Source organism: Variovorax sp. GW822-FHT04E09, assembly GCF_058800845.1.
Window position 1 is genome coordinate 531,278 of the sequence record NZ_JBXAMR010000002.1, and the last position, 19,099, is coordinate 550,376.

21 protein-coding genes are annotated in these 19,099 nt (G+C 66.5%); 13 read left to right on the forward strand and 8 right to left on the reverse strand.

Annotated features, from left to right (window positions below; translation table 11 throughout):
- Positions 1-157 precede the first annotated feature (157 nt).
- From ppsA to dnaB, 7 genes are all read left to right on the forward strand, one after another.
- Positions 158-2,554 (forward strand): phosphoenolpyruvate synthase, encoded by a 2,397-nt coding sequence (ppsA, locus tag AC1RL8_RS09850; protein WP_062473021.1) that lies wholly within the window; start codon positions 158-160, stop codon positions 2,552-2,554.
- Positions 2,555-2,767: 213 nt separating this feature from the next.
- A complete protein-coding gene (locus tag AC1RL8_RS09855; RefSeq protein WP_492685177.1) occupies positions 2,768-3,226 on the forward strand; it encodes a hypothetical protein in 459 nt (152 codons plus the stop codon).
- Positions 3,227-3,342: 116 nt separating this feature from the next.
- Positions 3,343-3,717, forward strand: coding sequence for a 30S ribosomal protein S6 (gene rpsF / locus AC1RL8_RS09860; RefSeq protein WP_062473016.1), 375 nt, complete (start codon positions 3,343-3,345; stop codon positions 3,715-3,717).
- A gap of 4 nt (positions 3,718-3,721) precedes the next feature.
- The gene (gene priB / locus AC1RL8_RS09865; RefSeq protein WP_062473014.1) at positions 3,722-4,036 is read left to right on the forward strand and encodes a primosomal replication protein N; all 315 of its coding nucleotides are present in this window, start codon (positions 3,722-3,724) and stop codon (positions 4,034-4,036) included.
- Positions 4,037-4,057: 21 nt separating this feature from the next.
- Positions 4,058-4,339, forward strand: a complete 282-nt coding sequence (gene rpsR / locus AC1RL8_RS09870; RefSeq protein ID WP_007830781.1) for a 30S ribosomal protein S18 — start codon at positions 4,058-4,060, stop codon at positions 4,337-4,339.
- 15 nt (positions 4,340-4,354) lie between these two features.
- On the forward strand, positions 4,355-4,807 hold the full coding sequence (gene rplI / locus AC1RL8_RS09875; RefSeq protein ID WP_056583114.1) for a 50S ribosomal protein L9: 453 nt from the start codon (positions 4,355-4,357) through the stop codon (positions 4,805-4,807).
- A 172-nt stretch (positions 4,808-4,979) separates the two neighbouring features.
- Positions 4,980-6,386 (forward strand): replicative DNA helicase, encoded by a 1,407-nt coding sequence (gene dnaB / locus AC1RL8_RS09880; protein WP_062473012.1) that lies wholly within the window; start codon positions 4,980-4,982, stop codon positions 6,384-6,386.
- A 20-nt stretch (positions 6,387-6,406) separates the two neighbouring features.
- On the opposite strand, the gene AC1RL8_RS09885 is transcribed toward dnaB, so the two are convergent.
- From AC1RL8_RS09885 to AC1RL8_RS09920, 8 genes are all read right to left on the reverse strand, one after another.
- A complete protein-coding gene (locus AC1RL8_RS09885) occupies positions 6,407-7,156 on the reverse strand; it encodes a helix-turn-helix transcriptional regulator (RefSeq protein WP_447743055.1) in 750 nt (249 codons plus the stop codon).
- A complete protein-coding gene (locus AC1RL8_RS09890) occupies positions 7,156-7,635 on the reverse strand; it encodes an MGMT family protein (protein ID WP_139706141.1) in 480 nt (159 codons plus the stop codon). Before AC1RL8_RS09890 ends, AC1RL8_RS09885 begins: the two co-directional genes overlap by 1 nt.
- Positions 7,632-8,081, reverse strand: a complete 450-nt coding sequence (locus AC1RL8_RS09895) for a GyrI-like domain-containing protein (RefSeq protein ID WP_492685178.1) — start codon at positions 8,079-8,081, stop codon at positions 7,632-7,634. The genes AC1RL8_RS09890 and AC1RL8_RS09895 overlap by 4 nt, the downstream gene beginning before the upstream one ends.
- 43 nt (positions 8,082-8,124) lie before the next feature.
- Positions 8,125-8,574, reverse strand: coding sequence for an EVE domain-containing protein (locus AC1RL8_RS09900; RefSeq protein WP_492685179.1), 450 nt, complete (start codon positions 8,572-8,574; stop codon positions 8,125-8,127).
- A gap of 6 nt (positions 8,575-8,580) precedes the next feature.
- Positions 8,581-8,952 (reverse strand): VOC family protein, encoded by a 372-nt coding sequence (locus tag AC1RL8_RS09905; protein WP_492685180.1) that lies wholly within the window; start codon positions 8,950-8,952, stop codon positions 8,581-8,583.
- A gap of 155 nt (positions 8,953-9,107) precedes the next feature.
- Entirely contained in the window at positions 9,108-10,913 is a 1,806-nt protein-coding gene (locus AC1RL8_RS09910) for a PhoH family protein (protein ID WP_492685181.1), read from the reverse strand.
- A gap of 217 nt (positions 10,914-11,130) precedes the next feature.
- Positions 11,131-11,607 carry a peroxiredoxin gene (locus tag AC1RL8_RS09915; RefSeq protein WP_062472998.1) on the reverse strand — a complete coding sequence of 159 codons (477 nt, stop codon included), beginning with the start codon at positions 11,605-11,607 and terminating at the stop codon, positions 11,131-11,133.
- Positions 11,608-11,751: 144 nt separating this feature from the next.
- Complete coding sequence (locus AC1RL8_RS09920) at positions 11,752-12,135, reverse strand: Mth938-like domain-containing protein (RefSeq protein WP_062472996.1); 384 nt, start codon at positions 12,133-12,135, stop codon at positions 11,752-11,754.
- Between the two features lie 100 nt (positions 12,136-12,235).
- Between AC1RL8_RS09920 and AC1RL8_RS09925 the strand changes: the two genes are divergently transcribed.
- Genes AC1RL8_RS09925 through AC1RL8_RS09950 form a run of 6 tightly spaced genes read left to right on the forward strand, consistent with a single transcriptional unit; the run spans position 12,236 to position 19,095 of the window.
- Positions 12,236-13,468: a pyridoxal phosphate-dependent aminotransferase gene (locus AC1RL8_RS09925; protein ID WP_095950778.1), complete on the forward strand. Its 1,233-nt coding sequence runs from the start codon at positions 12,236-12,238 to the stop codon at positions 13,466-13,468.
- On the forward strand, positions 13,465-14,502 hold the full coding sequence (locus AC1RL8_RS09930; protein ID WP_492685182.1) for a DUF1176 domain-containing protein: 1,038 nt from the start codon (positions 13,465-13,467) through the stop codon (positions 14,500-14,502). The genes AC1RL8_RS09925 and AC1RL8_RS09930 overlap by 4 nt, the downstream gene beginning before the upstream one ends.
- A 14-nt stretch (positions 14,503-14,516) precedes the next feature.
- Complete coding sequence (locus AC1RL8_RS09935) at positions 14,517-15,839, forward strand: homoserine dehydrogenase (RefSeq protein ID WP_062472989.1); 1,323 nt, start codon at positions 14,517-14,519, stop codon at positions 15,837-15,839.
- Complete coding sequence (gene thrC / locus AC1RL8_RS09940) at positions 15,836-17,251, forward strand: threonine synthase (protein ID WP_492685183.1); 1,416 nt, start codon at positions 15,836-15,838, stop codon at positions 17,249-17,251. Before AC1RL8_RS09935 ends, thrC begins: the two co-directional genes overlap by 4 nt.
- 16 nt (positions 17,252-17,267) lie before the next feature.
- Positions 17,268-17,813 carry a molybdopterin-guanine dinucleotide biosynthesis protein B gene (gene mobB / locus AC1RL8_RS09945; protein WP_492685184.1) on the forward strand — a complete coding sequence of 182 codons (546 nt, stop codon included), beginning with the start codon at positions 17,268-17,270 and terminating at the stop codon, positions 17,811-17,813.
- A complete protein-coding gene (locus AC1RL8_RS09950) occupies positions 17,806-19,095 on the forward strand; it encodes a molybdopterin molybdotransferase MoeA (protein ID WP_492685185.1) in 1,290 nt (429 codons plus the stop codon). The genes mobB and AC1RL8_RS09950 overlap by 8 nt, the downstream gene beginning before the upstream one ends.
- Positions 19,096-19,099: the final 4 nt, after the last annotated feature.

Sequence of the window (19,099 nt, forward strand, 5' to 3'; positions counted from 1 at the left end):
GACCTGCCACGCCTACAATCCGGGCCATTATCGGGAATCCGCTTTCCCCACCCCCTCGAATTCTTTCCATGCACACCGCGACCGCACCCAAAGCAACGACAACGATCGTGCTGCGCCGTCTGCATGCAGCGCCGGTTTCAACTTCTGGAGCTTCCCCATGTCTGCACTTTTCGAGGCGACCGCACTGGTCGTGCCATTTGAAAACCTGAGGATGACCGACGTCGAGTCGGTTGGCGGCAAGAACGCCAGCCTCGGCGAAATGATCTCGCAGCTGCCACAGGGCGTGCGCGTGCCGACCGGTTTTGCGACCACGGCCCACGCGTTCCGCCAATTCCTGGCGCACGACGGCCTGGCCGACAAGATCAGCAAGCGCCTGGCTGCGCTGGACACCGAAGACGTGCGCGCCCTGGCCGCGGCCGGTGCCGAGATCCGCGCCATGGTCGAGGCCCAGCCATTCCCGGCCGACCTGCAGAAAGCCATCGGCGAGGCCTTCGCCACGCTGAGCGCCGGCAACCCCGCCGCCTCGTTCGCCGTGCGCTCCTCGGCCACCGCCGAAGACCTGCCCGACGCTTCGTTCGCCGGTCAGCAGGAAACCTTCCTGAACGTGGTCGGCATCGACGACGTGCTGCACAAGATGAAGGAGGTGTTCGCCTCCCTCTACAACGACCGCGCCATCAGCTACCGCGTGCACAAGGGCTTCGAGCACGACGTGGTCGCGCTCTCGGCCGGCGTGCAGCGCATGGTGCGCTCCGACCTTGGCGCCGCCGGCGTGATGTTCACCATCGACACCGAGTCGGGCTTCGACCAGGTCGTGTTCATCACTTCGAGCTACGGCCTGGGCGAGACGGTGGTGCAGGGCTCGGTGAATCCCGACGAGTTCTACGTGCACAAGCCGACCCTCAAGGCCGGCAAGAAGGCCGTCATCCGCCGCAACCTCGGCTCCAAGCTGATCCAGATGGAGTTCGCCACGCCCGAAGAGAAGAAGGCGAGCGGCAAGCTGGTCAAGACCACCGACGTCAAGGCCGAGCAGCGCAACCGCTACTCGCTGAGCGACGCCGACGTGGAGCAACTGGCCCGCTACGCGCTGGTCATCGAAGAGCACTACGGCCGCCCGATGGACATCGAATGGGGCAAGGACGGCACCGACGGCCACCTCTACATCCTGCAGGCGCGTCCCGAAACCGTGAAGAGCCAGCAGCAGGGCAAGGCCGAGCAGCGCTACAAGCTGCTGGGCAAGGGTGCCGTGCTGGCCGAAGGCCGTGCCATCGGCCAGAAGATCGGCACCGGCGCCGTGCGCATCGTGCACAACATCAGCGAGATGGACCAGGTGCAGGCCGGCGACGTGCTCGTCACCGACATGACCGACCCCAACTGGGAACCGGTGATGAAGCGCGCCGCCGCCATCGTCACCAACCGCGGCGGTCGCACCTGCCACGCGGCCATCATCGCGCGCGAACTCGGCATTCCGGCCGTGGTCGGCTGCGGCGACGCCACCGACCTGCTCAAGGACGGCACGCTCGTCACCGTGAGCTGCGCCGAGGGCGACACCGGCTTCATCTACGACGGCCTGCTCGAGACCGAAGTGACCGAAGTGCAGCGCGGCGTGATGCCCGAGATCGATCTGAAGATCATGATGAACGTGGGCAACCCCCAGCTCGCCTTCGACTTCGCGCAGCTGCCGAACCACGGCGTGGGCCTGGCTCGCCTCGAGTTCATCATCAACAACAACATCGGCGTGCACCCGAAGGCGATCCTCGACTACCCGAACGTCGACAACGACCTGAAGAAGGCCGTCGAGTCGGTGGCCCGTGGTCATGCCTCGCCGCGCGCGTTCTATGTCGACAAGGTGACCGAAGGCGTTGCGACCATCGCCGCTGCGTTCTGGCCCAAGCCTGTCATCGTGCGCCTCTCGGACTTCAAGTCGAACGAGTACCGCAAGCTGATCGGCGGCAGCCGCTACGAACCCGAAGAAGAAAACCCGATGCTGGGCTTCCGCGGTGCCGCGCGCTACCTGAGCGCCGACTTCGGCGAAGCCTTTGCCATGGAGTGCGAGGCGCTCAAGCGCGTGCGCAACGACATGGGCCTGACCAACGTGCAGATCATGGTGCCCTTCGTGCGCACGCTGGGCCAGGCCGAGCGCGTGACCACGCTGCTGGGCGAGCACGGCCTCAAGCGCGGCGAGAACGCGCTCAAGCTGATCATGATGTGCGAGGTGCCGAGCAATGCCGTGTTGCCGGAAGAGTTCCTGAAGTTCTTCGACGGCTTCTCGATCGGTTCGAACGACCTGACCCAGCTCACGCTGGGCCTGGACCGCGACTCCGGCCTCGAGCTGCTGGCGGCCGACTTCGACGAGCGCGACCCGGCCATCAAGGCGCTGCTGAGCCGCGTCATCAAGGCCTGCAAGGCCGAAGGCAAGTACGTCGGCATCTGCGGCCAGGGCCCCAGCGACCACCCGGACTTCGCGCTGTGGCTGGCGGAGCAGGGCATCGAATCGATCTCGCTGAACCCGGACAGCGTGATCGACACCTGGCAGCAACTGGCCCAGAGAGGCTGAGCCAGCGCGCGGCGGGCATGCCCCGCCGCGTGGTGCAGCGCGACGGATGGCGGAAATCCCCATGGGGGATTCCCCCGTGCCCGCCCGTGCAAGTGAAACAAAGTGCGTTTCCGGTGTCAGACTCGTGACATTCGCAGGCGGCGCAATCCGGCTGCCTGCCTGAGGTGATGCGGGCCCGTCAGGGCCCGTGTCAGCACTTCGCCGGAGACCCCCATGATTCTTGTCAAGACGGAAGCCGGACAGCAGGTCCTCAAGGACCGCTCGGTGCCGTTGACGCCGCGCCAGCGCTCGGCCTTCATCCAGTTCGACGGCAAGCGCTCGATCGACGACGTGCTGGCCTCGGGCTTGGGCATCGGGCGCGAGGAGGTCGATCAGATGGTCGCGCTGGGCCTGCTGGCGCCTCTGGCCGGCCAGCCGCCAGCCGCGGCGCCTGCAGTTTCGGCGGCCCCGCCGCCGGCTGCGTCTTCCGGTCGCAGCCGCCAGCAGCGCTACAAGGACGCATACCCCATCGCCACCCAGCTGACCGGCAGCCTGGGCCTGATGGGCTTCCGGCTCAACCTTCAGGTCGAAGGCACGACCAGCTACGAAGACCTCCTGGCACTGGCACCCAAGATCCGCGCCGCCGTGGGACCGGAGAAGGCCGCCGCCCTCGACAAGGCCCTCAACGACTGAGGTGCCTTGCCGGATCGCGCAACACAGGGCTATAATGGCCGGCTTTGCCTTGCCATACCGCGCCCGACGCTGCGGGTGGCTTTTCCTCTTCCACGGAAGAATCCACAAGGAGTGCCATGCGTCACTACGAAATCATCTTGCTCATCCACCCGGATCAGAGCGAACAAGTTCCGGCCATGCTGGAGCGTTACAAGGGCCTGATCACGGCCGGCGGCGGCAAGGTCCACCGCGTTGAAGACTGGGGCCGCCGTCAGCTGGCCTACCAGATCAACAAGCTCAACAAGGCCCACTACCTGTGCGTCAACATCGAAGCTGAACAAGCCGTGATGGGTGAACTGGAACACGCGTTCAAGTTCAACGATGCCGTGCTGCGTCACCTGACCGTTCAGAAGAAGAAGGCCGACACCGGTCCTTCGTCGATGATGAAGACGGTCGAGCGCGAAGAGGCCCGCAAGGCCCAGCAGGCCGAATACGCCGCCAACAACAACTGATGGCGTGACGGCTGCCGCTGCGGCGACCGGGGTCAACCAGCTTCTGCTGACCGCCTCTGTCGCCGAACTCGGAACCCTGCGATACACGCCAGCCGGCCTGCCCGCCCTCGATCTGAAGCTCGACCATGAGTCGACGCTCCAGGAGGCGGGAAAGCCCCGGCAGGTGAAGACGGCCCTCAAGGCCGTTGCGTTCGGCGCCATCGCCGAGCGGCTCGCAGCGCAGTCGATGGGAAGTCTCTGGCGATTCCAGGGGTTTCTCGCGACACCGGGCAACGGCAAGCATCCGGTCCTGCACATCCAGGATTTTCAGCAAGATTAATTTTCGACAAGAGGTCCCCCAATGGCCACGTTCAAGAAATTCAACAAAGACAAGCGCCCGAAGCGCAACACCCAGTCGCTGCTGTTCAAGCGCAAGCGCTTCTGCCGTTTCACCGTCGCTGGCGTCGAAGAAATCGACTACAAGGACATCGACACGCTGCGTGACTTCATCAGCGAAAACGGCAAGATCATCCCCGCACGCCTGACCGGCACGCGCGCGATCTACCAGCGTCAGCTGAACACCGCCATCAAGCGCGCGCGCTTCCTGGCCATGGTGCCGTACAGCGACCAGCACCGCGTCTAAGAAGGAGCACACACCATGCAAATCATTCTTCTGGACAAGGTTCTGAACGTCGGCGGCCTGGGCGACATCGTCAAGGTCAAGGACGGTTACGCACGCAACTTCCTGATCCCGTCGGGCCGCGCCCGTCGCGCCACCGCTGCCAACAAGGCCGAATTCGAAGCCAAGCGCGTCGAACTCGAAAAGGCTGCGGCCGCCAAGCTGGCCGAATCGCAAGCCCAGGGCGAGAAGCTCGCCGGCTCGACCGTCAAGCTGACCCAAAAGGCTGGCGTGGACGGCCGTCTGTTCGGTTCGGTCACCAACGGCGACATCGCCGAAGAGCTGAACAAGCAGGGCTACAAGGTTGCCAAGTCGCAAGTGCGTCTGCCCAACGGCCCGATCAAGGTCGTTGGCGACAACACCGTGAGCGTCTCGCTGCACACCGACGTGGTCGTTGAGATCACTGTCACGGTCTACGGCGAAACCGCCTGATCGTTCGCAGCGCCCGGTGCGCTGACGCAAGAAAGCCGCCTTCGGGCGGCTTTTTCTTTTCTGCGCGCGAGTTGTCCACCTCGCCGCACCGGAAGTTCACTGTTTATTAACAACCTTGTCCACACACGCCGCGCCCTGCGCGGCTTAGCATGCAGGGTTGCAAGGGAAGTCCATGTCCGCCGTTTTCTCCTATGCCGACAATGATTCGTCGGCCGACCGCCAGATCGCGCAATTGCGCATTCCGCCTCATTCCATCGAGGCCGAATCCAGCGTGCTGGGGGGCTTGCTGCTGGACAACGGCGCCTGGGACCGCATGGGCGACCTGCTGGTCGACGGCGACTTCTACCGCCACGAGCACAAGCTGATCTACGCAGCCATCGGCGGACTGATCAATGCCAGCAAGCCGGCCGACGTGATCACGGTCTTCGAGCAGCTGCAGAACCTCGGCAAGGCCGACGACATCGGCGGACTGGTCTACCTGAACTCGCTTGCGCAGTACGTGCCGAGTGCGAGCAACATCCGGCGCTACGCCGAGATCGTGCGCGAGCGCTCCATCCTGCGCAAGCTCGTGACCGCCGCCGACGAGATCGCGACCAACGCCTTCAATCCGCAGGGCAAGCCTGTCGACAAGATCCTGGACGAAGCCGAGCAGAAGATCTTCAACATCGGCGAAGAAGGCACGCGGATGAAGCAGGGCTTCCAGAGCATGGATTCCCTGGTGGTCGAGCTGCTCGACCGCGTGACCGAGATGGCCGAGAACCCGAACGACATCACGGGCGTGCGCACCGGCTTCAACGACTTCGACAAGATGACCTCGGGCCTGCAGCCGGGCGACATGATCGTGCTGGCCGCGCGTCCCTCGATGGGCAAGACCTCGCTGGCGATCAACATCGCCGAACACGTGGCGCTCGAAGAGGGGCTGCCGGTGGCGGTGTTCTCGATGGAAATGGGCGCCGCCCAGCTGGCGGTGCGTATCGTGGGCTCCATCGGCCGCATCGACCAGGGCCACCTGCGCACTGGCAAGCTCAGCGACGAAGAGTGGCCGCGCCTGACCGAGGCGATCGAGAAGCTGCGCACGGTGTCGCTGCACATCGACGAAACGCCGGGTCTCTCGTCCAGCGAGCTACGCGCCAATGCGCGCCGGCTGGCGCGCCAGTACGGGCGCCTCGGCCTGATCGTGGTCGACTACCTGCAGCTCATGTCCACCAGCAGCTCGGGCGACGAGAACCGCGCCACGGCCGTGGGCGAAATCTCGCGCGGCCTGAAGATGCTGGCCAAGGAACTGAAGTGCCCGGTGATCGCGCTGTCGCAGCTCAGCCGCGGCGTGGAAGCCCGTACCGACAAGCGCCCCATGATGAGCGACTTGCGCGAATCCGGCGCCATCGAGCAGGACGCGGACATCATCATGTTCATCTACCGCGACGACTACTACAACAAGGAGTCGAAGGAGCCGGGCGTGGCCGAGGTGATCATCAGCAAGCACCGGAACGGCCCGACCGGCACGGTGAAGCTGGCCTTCCTGAAGCCGATCACCAAGTTCGAAAACCTCGTCGGCTACAGCAACAACGACGAGTACTGACCGGCCCGCGCGGCAGGTCGTCAGCTGGCGTCGCTGCCGGGCTCGGACGTCGAGGCCGGCGGTTTCTGCTCCCACACCTTGTGGCGCTGTGCCTCGGCCTTCACCTGCCGCAGCAGGTCGGCGAGCGTCTTGCCGGGTTCGTCCTGGAAGCGTGTCGTGAGCACCTCCACGGCCTCCATGCGGTCGACCCGGAAACCGCGGAAATCGTTGCGCAGCTCGCACCACGTCGAGAGCGTCCAGACCTTGCCCCAATAGAAGCAGCCCAGCGGCCGCACGGTGCGCTCGCTGGCGTCGCCCGAGACGTCGCGGTAGTGCAGCCGCAGCTTCTGGTGCGCCTGCACGGCCTCGCGCAGCGTCTGCAGCCGGGTGCGCAGGGCGTCGTCGAGGCCGAGCGCGGGTGCATAGAGCGCCAGCGCCTCCGCCGAGACGCGCGCCGCCGGCGGCAGCACCGACAGGATCTTGCCCAGGCCCGTCTCGATGTTGCGCGCCATCGCCGGGTCGACCCAGCTCTGGGTCATGCGCGCGGCGGCCACGAGCGCCGATGCCTCGTCCTGCGTGAACATCAGCGGCGGCAGCTCGAAGCCCGCGCCGAGGCGGTAGCCGACGCCGGCTTCGCCCTCGATCGGCACGCCCTGGTGCTGCAGGTCGGCGACATCGCGGTACACCGTGCGCTCGGACACCTCCAGGCGCTGTGCCAGGAAGGCGGCCGTGGTGAGCCGGCGGCCGCGGATGAGCTGCACGAGCTGGAAGAGACGGTCGGCGCGGCGCATCAACGCGTTCCGACGAGCTTCCTGGCGAAGTCCTCGACAAAGTAGCGCTTGCCGCGCTGGACCACCGTGTGGCCTTCGGCCTCGAGCCGCGACATCTGGGCCTCGATGCCTCCCGGGTACTTCGGGTTGAGCTCGCCGCCGATCTTGAGCGTGCGCCAGTACGGCGTGCCCGGCGCGCGACCGGCGCCCGTCGTCATGGCTTCCTCGGTGGCGTGGGCCACCATGTGGGCGAAGATGGCCGTGGTCACGGTGCAGCCGATGGTGGCCTGGTGGCGCGCCGCGATGTCTTCGCCGATGCCGAGCACGGTCGCGAGCCGGCCTTCGGGCACGCCGCGCATGGCCTCCTCGACCTCGGCGGGCGAGGGTGTGGCGATGGTGCCCTCGCCATGCCGCGCGCGCATGGCCGGGGGAATGGCCTTCACGTTCGGCAGGTTCGGGTAGCCGGCCAGCCTGTCGCGCCAGCCCTTGCGTGTGCTCATGAGACTCCGATGTGGATCGCCACGGCGTCCGGCCCCTCGTAGGCTTCGAAATCGCTGCGGTAGCGGCGCACGATTTCCGGGTGCGCCTCGAAATACTGCCAGATGCGCTGCCAGGTGGCGATCACCATCTGCGGCATCTCGCCGCGGCCGGTGAACACGAGGTAGTCGCCGGCTTCGATGGTGACGCTGTTGGCGCCATCCGAGACGGCCACGCCGGCCGTCATGTCGAAGGCGCCGTGCGCGTCCGATTCGTAGGCGGAGTAGACGCTGAAGATGCGCGTGTCGCTGGTGCGGTGCGGCGTCGACTCGTAGGTCTGTTCGCCGAAGAAGCGGTTCCACAGCGCGCCGATGCGTGCGGTGGCGGGGTCGATCTCTTCGCGGTTGGTGGTGCGTACCGTGAGGCCGGAGACGCGGAAGGCGTCGTGGTGTTGGCGGATGGGGTCCATGCGTTGTTTCTCCGGAAGTGGCGGATGAGGAGGGCGAAAGCGCTCAAAACAGGAGCGCCTTCGGTTCGGCCTTCATCGTCTGCGCGATCAGTTTCATGTCGATGTCGGTGATGTCGAACAGGCCGAAGCGGAACTTGTAGCCCCATTGCTTCGGGGTTTCGATGAAGGCGAGGCGTTCGATCAGCGGGGCGATGGGTGCCTCGTGTGCGGCGACGTAGGCCACGTCGCGACGCCACGGGACGAAGCCGTTGCCCATGTCGAACTCGTACGGATCGCCCGGCTGCACGATGCCCAGCGCCACGAAGCTTTGCAGCCTGTCCGTGCCGCCGAACACCGTGGCCGGCGCGTAGTAGGCCACGCGGTCGCCCGCCGCCACGCGCTTGAGCGGCGCGAGCTTGCCGTGGCCCACCTGCATGAACCCGAGCGGCCGGTGGTCCCGGCCGCGCCGGGCGTGCTCGGCGCTGGCGACCGCAATCCAGTTGCGTTGTGCCATGGTGTCTCAGGCTGGGGCGTGCAGGCCGACTTCGTTGCCTTCGGTGTCGCGCAGATGGGCGATGAAGCCCATGCCCGGCGGCAGCGCGGACTTGGGCGCCACGATCTGCCCGCCGGCCATTTCGACGCGCGAGAGCACGGCATCGATGCCAGTGCAGTCGAGGTAGACGCGGATGCCGCTGCCCGCCTGCGCGCTGGTGTTGGCGCCGGGCTTCAGCGCGCCGCCGGTGGCGGGGTCGTCGTAGGGAAACACGGCCAGCGGGTTGCCACCGAAGTCTTCGCGGCGCAGCTTGCGCGCGAGCACGGTTTCGTAGAAAGCCTGGGCGCGGTCCAGGTTGGTGACCGGAATCTCGAACCAGGTGATGGCATGGGTGGTCATGAAATGCTCTCTTTCGTTCGTTGCGTTGGAAGGAGCCTGGATGGTGCGAGCCGCCTCCTGACAACGTCTTGTCAGTAGCCTGTCATGGTGGGCGAAAAAAAGCCCGCGATGCTCCGGGAGCATGCGCGGGCCGGTATCGGCCAGAGCCGATGAATTTAGAGCACGTCGCTTGCGAAATCGGCCAGGCGCGAGCGTTCGCCGCGCGCCAGCGTGATGTGCCCGCCGTGCGGCCAGCCCTTGAACTTGTCGACCGCGAAGGTCAGGCCCGACGAGCCTTCGGTGAGGTAGGGCGTGTCGATCTGCGCGAGGTTGCCCATGCAGATGATCTTCGTGCCGGGGCCGGCGCGGGTGATCAGCGTCTTCATCTGCTTGGGCGTCAAGTTCTGCGCCTCGTCGATGATCACGTACTTGTTCAGGAAGGTCCGTCCGCGCATGAAGTTCATGCTCTTGACCTTGATGCGGCTGCGGATCAGCTCGTTGGTGGCCGCGCGGCCCCACTCGCCGGCACCGCCGCCGTCGCCCTTGGCCAGGAACTCGAGGTTGTCGTCGAGCGCGCCCATCCAGGGGCCCATCTTTTCTTCCTCGGTGCCGGGCAGGAAGCCGATGTCTTCACCCACGCTCACCGTGGCGCGCGTCATGATGATCTCGGTGTAGCGGCGGTCGTCGAGCACCTGCGTGAGGCCGGAGGCCAGCGCCATCAGGGTCTTGCCGGTGCCGGCGGTGCCGGTCAGCGTGACGAAGTCGATCTCGGGGTCCATCAGCAGGTTCATCGCGAAGTTCTGCTCGCGGTTGCGCGTGTTCACGCCCCAGACCGCGTTCTTGCCCGAGCTGTAGTCCTTGAGCGTCTTGAGCACCGCGGTCTTGTCGCGGATTTCGGTGACGCGCGCGTACATGCTCGGCTCGCCGGGCGCCTCGAAGAAGACGAACTGGTTGATGTACAGGTTGGGCACCAGCGGGCCGCTGATCCGGTAGAAGGTGTTGCTGCCGCTTTGCCAGCTTTCGACCGTCTTGCTCTGGCGGGTCCAGAAGTCGGGCGGGAGTGCGAGCGAGCCGGCGTAGAGCAGGTCGCCGTCTTCCAGCGTCTTGTCGTTCTGGTAGTCGTCGGCGGCCAGGCCCAGCGCGCGCGCCTTGACGCGCATGTTGATGTCCTTGGACACCAGCACCACTTCCTGCTTCGGCTTGCCCGGGCGGTCCTTGGCGTATTCGTCGCGCAGCGCGTGCACCACGCCCAGGATCTGGTTGTCGGCCTTGCCCTGGGGCAGGCTGATCGGCAGCGAGTAATCGAGCGGGGCGGTCTGGAAGAAGAGGCGCCCGCCGGCCTCGCGGTGGCCGGTGGTGTCCAGCTTCAGGCCCTTGTCGATGTCTGCGTCCTGCGCGGCGGCCAGTGCGTCGAGCGTGCGGCTGGTCTGGCGGCCGTTGCGCGCGACTTCGGTCGTGCCTTTCTTGTGGCCGTCGAGCTCTTCCAGCACGATCATCGGCAGGAAGATGTCGTGTTCCTCGAAGCGGAACAGGCACATTGGGTCGTGCAGCAGCACGTTCGTGTCGAGCACGAACAGCTTGGCCGGACCGGTGGACTTGCGCTTGGGGCGTGCCGGGGTCTGCTGGGGCGCCGCGACGGGCGTGGCGGCTGCCGGGGCGGGCGTGGGCACGCGCGTCTCGACCTGCACCATCGCGGGTTGTTGCTGCTGCGGCGGTGCGCTCACCGGTGCCGACGTGGGCGCCGGGGCGGGTGCAGCCTTGGTTTTCGCGCGGCGTGCCGGGCGGGCGACAGGCGCATCGCCGCCGCCTTCCGTGCCGAGGTTGTCGAACAGTTCCAGTGGCTGGGGTCCGCTCTTGGCGGGGGCGTCGTCGCGCGAATCGCCGGAACGGCGCGAGTTTCTGTGCGAGGGACGGGCGGGTGCGTCGATGGCATCCGGCGAGAGCAATGCGGCGCGTTTCGTGGGGGCGGGAGGCAATGGCATGGGTCAGGTCGCTCGCAAGGAAGAAAGAGGAGGGCCGGAAAACGAAAAAGCCGCCTGTAGACCCAGGCGGCTTCGTTCGGAGGATGCGGTCGTGGAGCTCAACGGCATGAGGCCATTATGCACACCGCAAAAGACGCACCAGAGGCTCTTTGCACACTGCGTGGGGCAATTCCCACGACTTGATGCAAAAGCGCACGCCCGGTGCCTTGCGGCGTGATCAGGCGGCCTTCTTGAGTGCCTTGACGGCCTTGAGGACGTCTTCGACATGGCCCGGAACCTTGAGCCCGCGCCATTCGGCCTTCAGGATGCCGTCGGCGCCGATCAGGAAAGTGCTGCGCTCGATGCCCTTGACCTTCTTGCCGTACATGATCTTGTTCTTGACCACGCCGAACATGTGGCACATTTTTTCTTCGGTGTCGGCAATCAGTTCGAAGGGGAGTTCGAGCTTGGCCTTGAACTCGTCGTGCGACTTCATGTTGTCGCGCGAGACGCCGAAGACGGTGGCACCGGCTTTTTCGAAGTCTTTGTAGTGGTCGCGGAACTGCATCGCTTCGGTCGTGCAACCCGGAGTGTTATCTTTCGGGTAAAAATACATGACCATGACGTGGCCGAGGTGCGAGGTGTTCGAAACCTTGATGCCGCCCGTGGCGTTGGCGTCGAATTCAGGAATGGGTTTGTTGACAACGATCGCCATGAAACTTGTTTTCTCCGTTAGATTCCGTTCTCCGAGCCCTCTCAGCCTTTTTCGGGCTTGCTCGATGAACGGAGGATTGGTCGTTGCTAACTTGGGGTAGCTGGCCGGTTCGCAACCCGGTATTTTACCTCGAAAACCCCTCTCTCAGCCACCCGCCGGGCTCTCGACGAGCAGGGCGGCGATGACGTGCCGGCCTTCGCCGGCCAGGATGTTGTAGGTGCGGCAGGCCGCCGGGGTGTCCATGGTCTCCACGCCGGTGCGTTGCGCCATCAGGGGCTGCAGCCAGGCCGGCTGGGGAAATCGAATGCGGTTGCCGCTGCCGAAAATGACCAATTCGGCGCCCAACGACGCCAATTGCGCGAATTGTTCGGGGCCCAGCTGGTCGAAGCGCGTGCAATCCCAGGCAAAGCGTTCGCCACGCGAACCCACGACCACGCTGCCCTCCACCTTTTCGTTGTTGATCGCGACCCAGCCGGGGCCGTGTGCGGTGAGGGTCTGGACGTCGGATTTGTCGGGCTGGAGCTTCATCGGGGCACTGGGAACTGTGGTCAAATTATAGGTTTTCCCTAGTGACACGAGGCCCGCAGGGGCCTTTGACCTTCGAGTAAACCCGCCCGGGAGGGCCCCTTTGAAGCAGCTCAAGAAATCGGCCAAGCTGGCCAACGTCCTCTATGACATCCGCGGCCCCATCATGGACGCCGCCAAGCAGATGGAGGAAGAAGGCCAGAAGATCATCAAGCTCAACATCGGCAACCTGGCCGTGTTCGGCTTCGATGCGCCTGAGGAGATCCAGCAGGACATGATCCGCAACCTGCCGACCTCGGCGGGCTACTCGGACAGCAAGGGCGTTTTCGCGGCGCGCAAGGCCGTGATGCACGAGACCCAGAAGCAGGGCATCGCGGGCGTCACGCTCGACGACATCTACCTGGGCAACGGCGCCAGCGAGCTGATCGCCATGTCCACCAACGCGCTGCTCAACGACGGCGACGAGCTGCTGCTGCCGGCCCCCGACTACCCGCTGTGGACCGCCTCCACGAGCCTGTCGGGCGGCACGCCGGTGCACTACCTGTGCGACGAGGACAACGGCTGGATGCCGAACCTGGCCGACATCCGCGCCAAGATCACGCCGCGCACCAAGGGCATCGTGGTCATCAACCCGAACAACCCGACCGGCGCGCTGTATTCCGACGAGCTGCTCAAGAGCCTCGTCGAGATCGCCCGCGAGCACGGCCTCGTGATCTTCGCCGACGAGGTCTACGACAAGGTGCTGTACGACGGCGTCAAGCACACGGCCATCGCCAGCCTGTCGACCGACGTGCTCACGCTGACCTTCAATTCGCTGTCCAAGAGCTACCGCTCGTGCGGCTACCGCGCCGGCTGGCTCGTGGTGTCGGGCGACAAGCGCAGCGCACGCGACTACATCGAGGGCCTGAACATGCTCTCGAACATGCGCCTGTGCGCCAACGTGCCGGGCCAATGGGCCATCCAGACGGCGCTCGGCGGCTACCAGAGCATCAACGACCTCGTGTGCGAGGGCGGGCGCCTGCGCCGCCAGCGCGACTTGGCCTACGAGCTGATCACCGCCATTCCCGGCGTGAGCTGCGTCAAGCCCAGCGCTGCGCTCTACATGTTCCCCAAGCTCGACCCCGAGGTCTATCCGATCGCGGACGACCGCCAGTTCTTCCTCGAGCTGCTGAAGGAAACCCGCGTGATGCTGGTGCAGGGCACCGGCTTCAACTGGGCCACGCCGGACCACTTCCGCATCGTGTTCCTGCCCCACGAAGACGACTTGCGCGAGGCCATCAACCGCATCGCCAAGTTCCTGGAGCAGTACCGGTTGCGTCGCAAGACGGGACCATGAAATCCGCCTGCGTCGCTGCCGCGCTGTTGCTGGGCGCACTGTCTGTCGGCGCGGCCGGGAAGAAAGAGCCGGTCTCGTTCTCGCACAACGACTGGGAGCTGGTCTGCGACAACACGCTGACCTGCCGCGCCGCCGGCTACCAGGCGGACGGCGGGGAGCACCAGCAGGTGTCGATGCTGATCACCCGCGTGGCCGGGCCGAACACGGCCCTCGATATTCAGCTGCAGATCGGCGATGACGGCAGTGCCAAGGGGCCGCTGCGCTTCAAGGTCGGCAAGGCCGCCTTGTCCGGCCTCGACGCGGGAACCGCCAGCTTCGACCAGGGCCAGATCCGCGCCGTGCTGCCCGAGCTGCTCAAGAGCGACGACGCCATCGTCACGGCCAACGGCGGCAAGAAGTGGACGCTGTCGCTCGCCGGCCTCAACGCCGTGCTGCTGAAAATGGACGAAGCACAAGGCCGCGTCGGCACCCCGGGTGCGCTGGTGCGCAAGGGCGCCAAGCCCGAATCTTCCGTGCTGCCGCCGGTGCCCATGCCCGTCGTCCATGTGGTCAAGCCGCCGAAGGCTCGACCTGGCGACGACGCGCTGGCCGCGCGCATCTTCCCGTCGCTCGACCTGAAAGACGCGCGCGAGCGGTGCAACAACCAGGACCAGGTCAACGCCAAGTCGGTGGAGGTTCACCGCCTGAATGACCGCAAGGTGCTGCTGGCGCTGGGCTGCGGCGTGGGCGCGTACAACTACACCACGCTGCTCTGGACCGCCAACGACAAGCCGCCCTATGCGCCCGTGTCGCTCGAAGCGAGCGGCGAGTTCGACGAGAAGGATGCCAGCGTCACCTCTTCCATGAAGGGCCGCGGCATCGGCGATTGCTGGTCGAGCGAAACCTGGCACTTCAACGGCACGACCTTCGTGCGCACCGGTGCGGCCGGCGACGGCATGTGCCGTGGTTTCGCGGGCGGCGCCTGGAGCCTGCCGCGCTACGTCAGCCGCCTCGTGGACGCCGCAGCACCGTCTCTCACCCCATCCAAACCATGAACGCGACCCCTCCCATGAAATCCATCCAAGTAGGCCTGCTCGGCGCAGGCACGGTCGGCAGCGGCACCTTCAAGGTGCTCCAGCGCAATCAGGAAGAAATCAAGCGCCGCGCCGGCCGCGGCATCGAGATCACCATGGTGGCCGACCTCGACACCGCCCGTGCCCGCGAAGTGGCCGGCGAAGGCGTGAAGGTGGTCGCCGATGCGCGCGAAGTCATCGCCAACCCCGACATCGACATCGTCATCGAACTCATCGGCGGCTACGGCATTGCCAAGCAGCTGGTGCTCGAAGCCATCGCGGCCGGCAAGCACGTGGTCACGGCCAACAAGGCACTGCTCGCCGTGCACGGCACCGAGATCTTCGCGGCCGCGCACGCCAAGGGCGTGATGGTGGCCTTCGAGGCCGCGGTGGCCGGCGGCATCCCGATCATCAAGGCGCTGCGCGAAGGCCTCACGGCCAACAGCATCCAGTGGCTGGCCGGCATCATCAACGGCACCACCAACTTCATCCTGTCCGAGATGCGCGACAAGGGCCTGGACTTCGCCACCGTGCTGAAGGAAGCCCAGCGCCTGGGCTACGCCGAAGCCGACCCCACCTTCGACATCGAAGGCGTCGACGCCGCGCACAAGGTCACGCTGATGAGCGCCATCGCCTTCGGCATTCCCGTGCAGTTCGACAAGGCCCACGTCGAAGGCATCACCAAGCTCGCCGCGCAGGACATCAAGTACGCCGAGCAGCTCGGCTACCGCATCAAGCTGCTGGGCGTGACCAAGCGCACCGCCCAGGGCATCGAGCTGCGCGTGCACCCGTCGCTCGTGCCGTCCAAGCGCCTGCTGGCGAACGTCGAAGGCGCCATGAACGCCGTGGTCGTGCACGGCGACGCCGTGGGCACCACGCTGTACTACGGCAAGGGCGCCGGCAGCGAGCCGACCGCCAGCGCCGTGATCGCCGACCTCGTCGACATCACCCGCCTGCACACCGCCGACGCCGCACACCGCGTGCCGCACCTGGCGTTCCATCCCGACGCCATGAGCGATCTGAAGGTGCTGCCGATGGCCGAGGTCGTCACCAGCTACTACCTGCGCCTGCGCGTGGCCGACCAGGCCGGCGTGCTCGCCAAGGTGACGGGCCTGCTGGCCACCGCCGGCATCAGCATCGACGCCGTGCTGCAGCGCGAAGCCGACGAAGTGGGCGGCGAGGGTTCGACGCAGACCGACCTCATCATCCTCACGCACGACGCGCGCGAAGGCACCGTCAACGACGTCATGGCCGAACTGCAGGCGCTGCCGACCGTGCTCGAACCCATCGTGCGCATCCGCAAGGAAGAGTTGAAGTGAACTACCTGAGCACCCGCGGCCACGCCGACCGCAAGCGCTTCTGCGAAATCCTCCTCGAAGGCCTGGCGCCCGATGGCGGCCTGTACCTGCCTGAAACGTACCCGCAGGTCGACACCGCCACGCTCGCCAAATGGCGCACGCTGCCCTACGCCGAGCTGGCCTTCGAAATCCTCTCGCTGTACATCGACGACATTCCCGCGGCCGACCTGAAGGCGATCTGCGCGAAGACCTACACGGCCGAGGTGTTCGGCACCGACGAGATCGTGCCGCTGCGCGAGCTCGAAGATGGCGTGTACCTCGAAGCCCTGTCCAATGGCCCCACGCTGGCCTTCAAGGACATGGCGATGCAGCTCTTGGGCAACCTGTTCGAGTACGAACTGGCCCGCCGCGGCGCCGAGCTCAACATCCTGGGCGCCACCAGCGGCGACACCGGCAGCGCGGCCGAGTACGCCATGCGCGGCAAGAAGGGCGTGCGCGTTTTCATGACCTCGCCCGACGGGCGCATGAGCCCGTTCCAGCAGGCGCAGATGTTCAGCCTGCAGGACGCCAACATCCACAACATCGCCATCACCGGCGTGTTCGACGACTGCCAGGACATCGTCAAGGCCGTGTCGAACGACCTGGCCTTCAAGCGCAAGTACCGCATCGGCACGGTCAATTCGATCAATTGGGCGCGCCTGCTGGCGCAGGTCGTCTACTACTTCGCGGGTTACTTCCAGGCCACCGCAAGCAACGACAAGCCCGTGAGCTTCACCGTGCCCTCGGGCAACTTCGGCAACGTCTGCGCGGGCCACGTGGCACGCATGATGGGACTGCCGATCCAGACGCTGGTGGTCGCCACCAACGAGAACGACGTGCTCGACGAGTTCTTCCGCACCGGCGTGTACCGCGTGCGCGCGGCGGTCGATACGCACGAAACCTCCAGCCCGTCGATGGACATCAGCAAGGCCAGCAACTTCGAGCGCTTCGTGTTCGACCTCGTCGGCCGCGATGCAGACCGCCTGCGCCAATTGTTCGTGGACGACCTGGGCCTGACGGGCAGCTTCGACCTGAGCGCCGACCCGGCCTTCAAGCAGGCCGCCGAGCGCTTCGGCTTTCGCAGCGGCCGCAGCACGCACGCCGACCGGCTCGCGATGATCCGCGACACCGAGAAGCGCTTCGCCACGCTGATCGACCCGCACACCGCCGACGGCCTCAAGGCCGCGCGCGAGCAGCTCACGCCGGGCGTGCCGATGGTGGTGCTCGAGACCGCGCTGCCGATCAAGTTCGCGGCCACGGTGGTCGAGGCGCTGGGCGAGGAGCCCGCGCGCCCGAAGAAGTTCGAAGGCATCGAAGCCTTGCCCAAGCGCGTGGTCCAGCTGCCGGCCGATGCCGAGGCCGTCAAGGCCTACATCGCCCAGCACTGCGACTGACCGGGGCTACTGCGGCATGAAGGTCGTCGGCTTCGCCGGGTATTCCGGCGCAGGCAAGACCACGCTGGTGGAGCGCCTGATTCCCGTGCTCAAGCAGCGCGGGCTGCGCGTGTCGGTGGTCAAGCATGCGCACCACCGCTTCGACATCGACCACGTCGGCAAGGACACCTGGCGCCACCGGCAGGCCGGGGCCTTCGAGGTGGTCGTCGCGTCCGACCAGCGGCTGGCGCTGATGCGCGAGTTCGAGGTGCCGGTCGAGCTCACGGTGCACCAGCTGCTCGCCGAGTTGCATCCGGCGGTCGATTGGGCACTGGTCGAGGGCTTCCGGCACAGCGACGTGCTCAAGATCGAGGTCTGGCGACCGAGCGGCGACGGCGAGGCGCCGCGCCCCGCGCTGTACATCGACGACCCCTTTGTCACCGCCATCGCCACCGATGTGCCGGCCTGCCTGCCCGAGGCCACGGCGCGGCCGGTGCTCGACCTCAACGACGCCGAGGCCATTGCCACGTGGTTGATCGACAGCGGCGAGCGCTTCGACTACAACCCCGGACACCATGGCTGATTCCTCTCCCGTTCCCTTCGCCGCCTCGTCCTCGCGCCCGCCGTTGATGCCGCTCGATGAAGCGATCGCGGTGCTGCTCGCCAAGGCCCGGCCGCTGCTGCCGGCCGAAAGCGTCGGCACCTTCAATGCCGACGGGCGCGTGCTGGCGCAGGACCTCGTCTCGGGCCTCACCGTGCCGCCGCGCGACAACAGCGCGATGGACGGCTACGCCGTGCGCGCGGCCGATTGCGCCACGCCCGGCACCGAGCTGGCCGTGACGCAGCGCATTCCCGCCGGCACCGTCGGCACGCCGCTCGCGGCCGGCACGGCGGCGCGCATCTTCACGGGCGCGCAGATTCCCGAAGGCGCCGACGCGGTCGTCATGCAGGAAGACACGGCCGCCACGCCGCAAGAGGGCGGCCTGGGGTCGGTACGCATCGCCATCGCGCCCGTGGCCGGCCAGTGGGTGCGCCGCGCGGGCGAAGACGTGGCCTCGGGCGACGTGGTGCTCCAGCGCGGCGAACGCCTCACGCCCGCCGCGCTCGGCCTGGCCGCCAGCGTCGGCTTCGACAAGCTGCAGGTCGCGCGCAAGCCGCGCGTGGCCATGCTCTCCACCGGCGACGAGCTGGTGATGCCCGGCGAGGTCGCGCCCGACGCGATGAAGCCCGGTGCGATCTACAACTCGAACCGCTTCTTCATGCGCGCGCTGCTGCACCGCCTGGGCTGCGAGGTGAACGACCTGGGCATCGTGCCCGACAACCGCGAAGCCACCATCGCCGCGCTGCGCGAGGCGGCCGAGGCGAACGACCTGATCATCACCACCGGCGGCGTTTCGGTCGGCGAAGAAGACCACATCCGTGCCGCGCTGCAATCGCTGGGCGAGCTGCAGCTGTGGTCGCTGTCGATGAAACCTGGCAAGCCCTTCGCCTACGGCTCGATCGCGCGCACGAACGGGCAGGGCGCCTGCCACGTCACGGGGCTGCCCGGCAACCCGGTGTCGAGCTTCCTGACCTTCCTGATGCTGGTGCGGCCCTTCCTGCTCGCGCTGCAGGGCGCCACGCGCGTGGCACCGGCGGCCGTGCCGTTGCGCGCCGATTTCGACTGGCCGCGTGCCGACAAGCGCCGCGAGTTCCTGCGCGTGCGGCGCAACGCAGCGGGCGGTCTCGACCTGTTCGCCAACCAGAGCTCGGGCGTGCTCACCTCGATGGTCTGGGGCGACGGCCTGGTCGACAACCCGGCGGGCCGGACCATCCAGTCCGGCGACACCGTGAACTTCATTCCTCTCGCATCGCTGCTCGGCTGAATCT

Excerpts from the sequence above, each read along its gene's own strand:
- ppsA (WP_062473021.1), top strand. The coding sequence starts at position 158 with ATGTCTGCACTTTTCGAGGCGACCGCACTGGTCGTGCCATTTGAAAAC.
- AC1RL8_RS09855 (WP_492685177.1), top strand. The coding sequence starts at position 2,768 with ATGATTCTTGTCAAGACGGAAGCCGGACAGCAGGTCCTCAAGGACCGC.
- rpsF (WP_062473016.1), top strand. The coding sequence starts at position 3,343 with ATGCGTCACTACGAAATCATCTTGCTCATCCACCCGGATCAGAGCGAA.
- rpsR (WP_007830781.1), top strand. The coding sequence starts at position 4,058 with ATGGCCACGTTCAAGAAATTCAACAAAGACAAGCGCCCGAAGCGCAAC.
- rplI (WP_056583114.1), top strand. The coding sequence starts at position 4,355 with ATGCAAATCATTCTTCTGGACAAGGTTCTGAACGTCGGCGGCCTGGGC.
- dnaB (WP_062473012.1), top strand. The coding sequence starts at position 4,980 with ATGTCCGCCGTTTTCTCCTATGCCGACAATGATTCGTCGGCCGACCGC.
- AC1RL8_RS09885 (WP_447743055.1), bottom strand. The coding sequence starts at position 7,156 with ATGCGCCGCGCCGACCGTCTCTTCCAGCTCGTGCAGCTCATCCGCGGC.
- AC1RL8_RS09890 (WP_139706141.1), bottom strand. The coding sequence starts at position 7,635 with ATGAGCACACGCAAGGGCTGGCGCGACAGGCTGGCCGGCTACCCGAAC.
- AC1RL8_RS09895 (WP_492685178.1), bottom strand. The coding sequence starts at position 8,081 with ATGGACCCCATCCGCCAACACCACGACGCCTTCCGCGTCTCCGGCCTC.
- AC1RL8_RS09900 (WP_492685179.1), bottom strand. The coding sequence starts at position 8,574 with ATGGCACAACGCAACTGGATTGCGGTCGCCAGCGCCGAGCACGCCCGG.
- AC1RL8_RS09905 (WP_492685180.1), bottom strand. The coding sequence starts at position 8,952 with ATGACCACCCATGCCATCACCTGGTTCGAGATTCCGGTCACCAACCTG.
- AC1RL8_RS09910 (WP_492685181.1), bottom strand. The coding sequence starts at position 10,913 with ATGCCATTGCCTCCCGCCCCCACGAAACGCGCCGCATTGCTCTCGCCG.
- AC1RL8_RS09915 (WP_062472998.1), bottom strand. The coding sequence starts at position 11,607 with ATGGCGATCGTTGTCAACAAACCCATTCCTGAATTCGACGCCAACGCC.
- AC1RL8_RS09920 (WP_062472996.1), bottom strand. The coding sequence starts at position 12,135 with ATGAAGCTCCAGCCCGACAAATCCGACGTCCAGACCCTCACCGCACAC.
- AC1RL8_RS09930 (WP_492685182.1), top strand. The coding sequence starts at position 13,465 with ATGAAATCCGCCTGCGTCGCTGCCGCGCTGTTGCTGGGCGCACTGTCT.
- AC1RL8_RS09935 (WP_062472989.1), top strand. The coding sequence starts at position 14,517 with ATGAAATCCATCCAAGTAGGCCTGCTCGGCGCAGGCACGGTCGGCAGC.
- mobB (WP_492685184.1), top strand. The coding sequence starts at position 17,268 with ATGAAGGTCGTCGGCTTCGCCGGGTATTCCGGCGCAGGCAAGACCACG.
- AC1RL8_RS09950 (WP_492685185.1), top strand. The coding sequence starts at position 17,806 with ATGGCTGATTCCTCTCCCGTTCCCTTCGCCGCCTCGTCCTCGCGCCCG.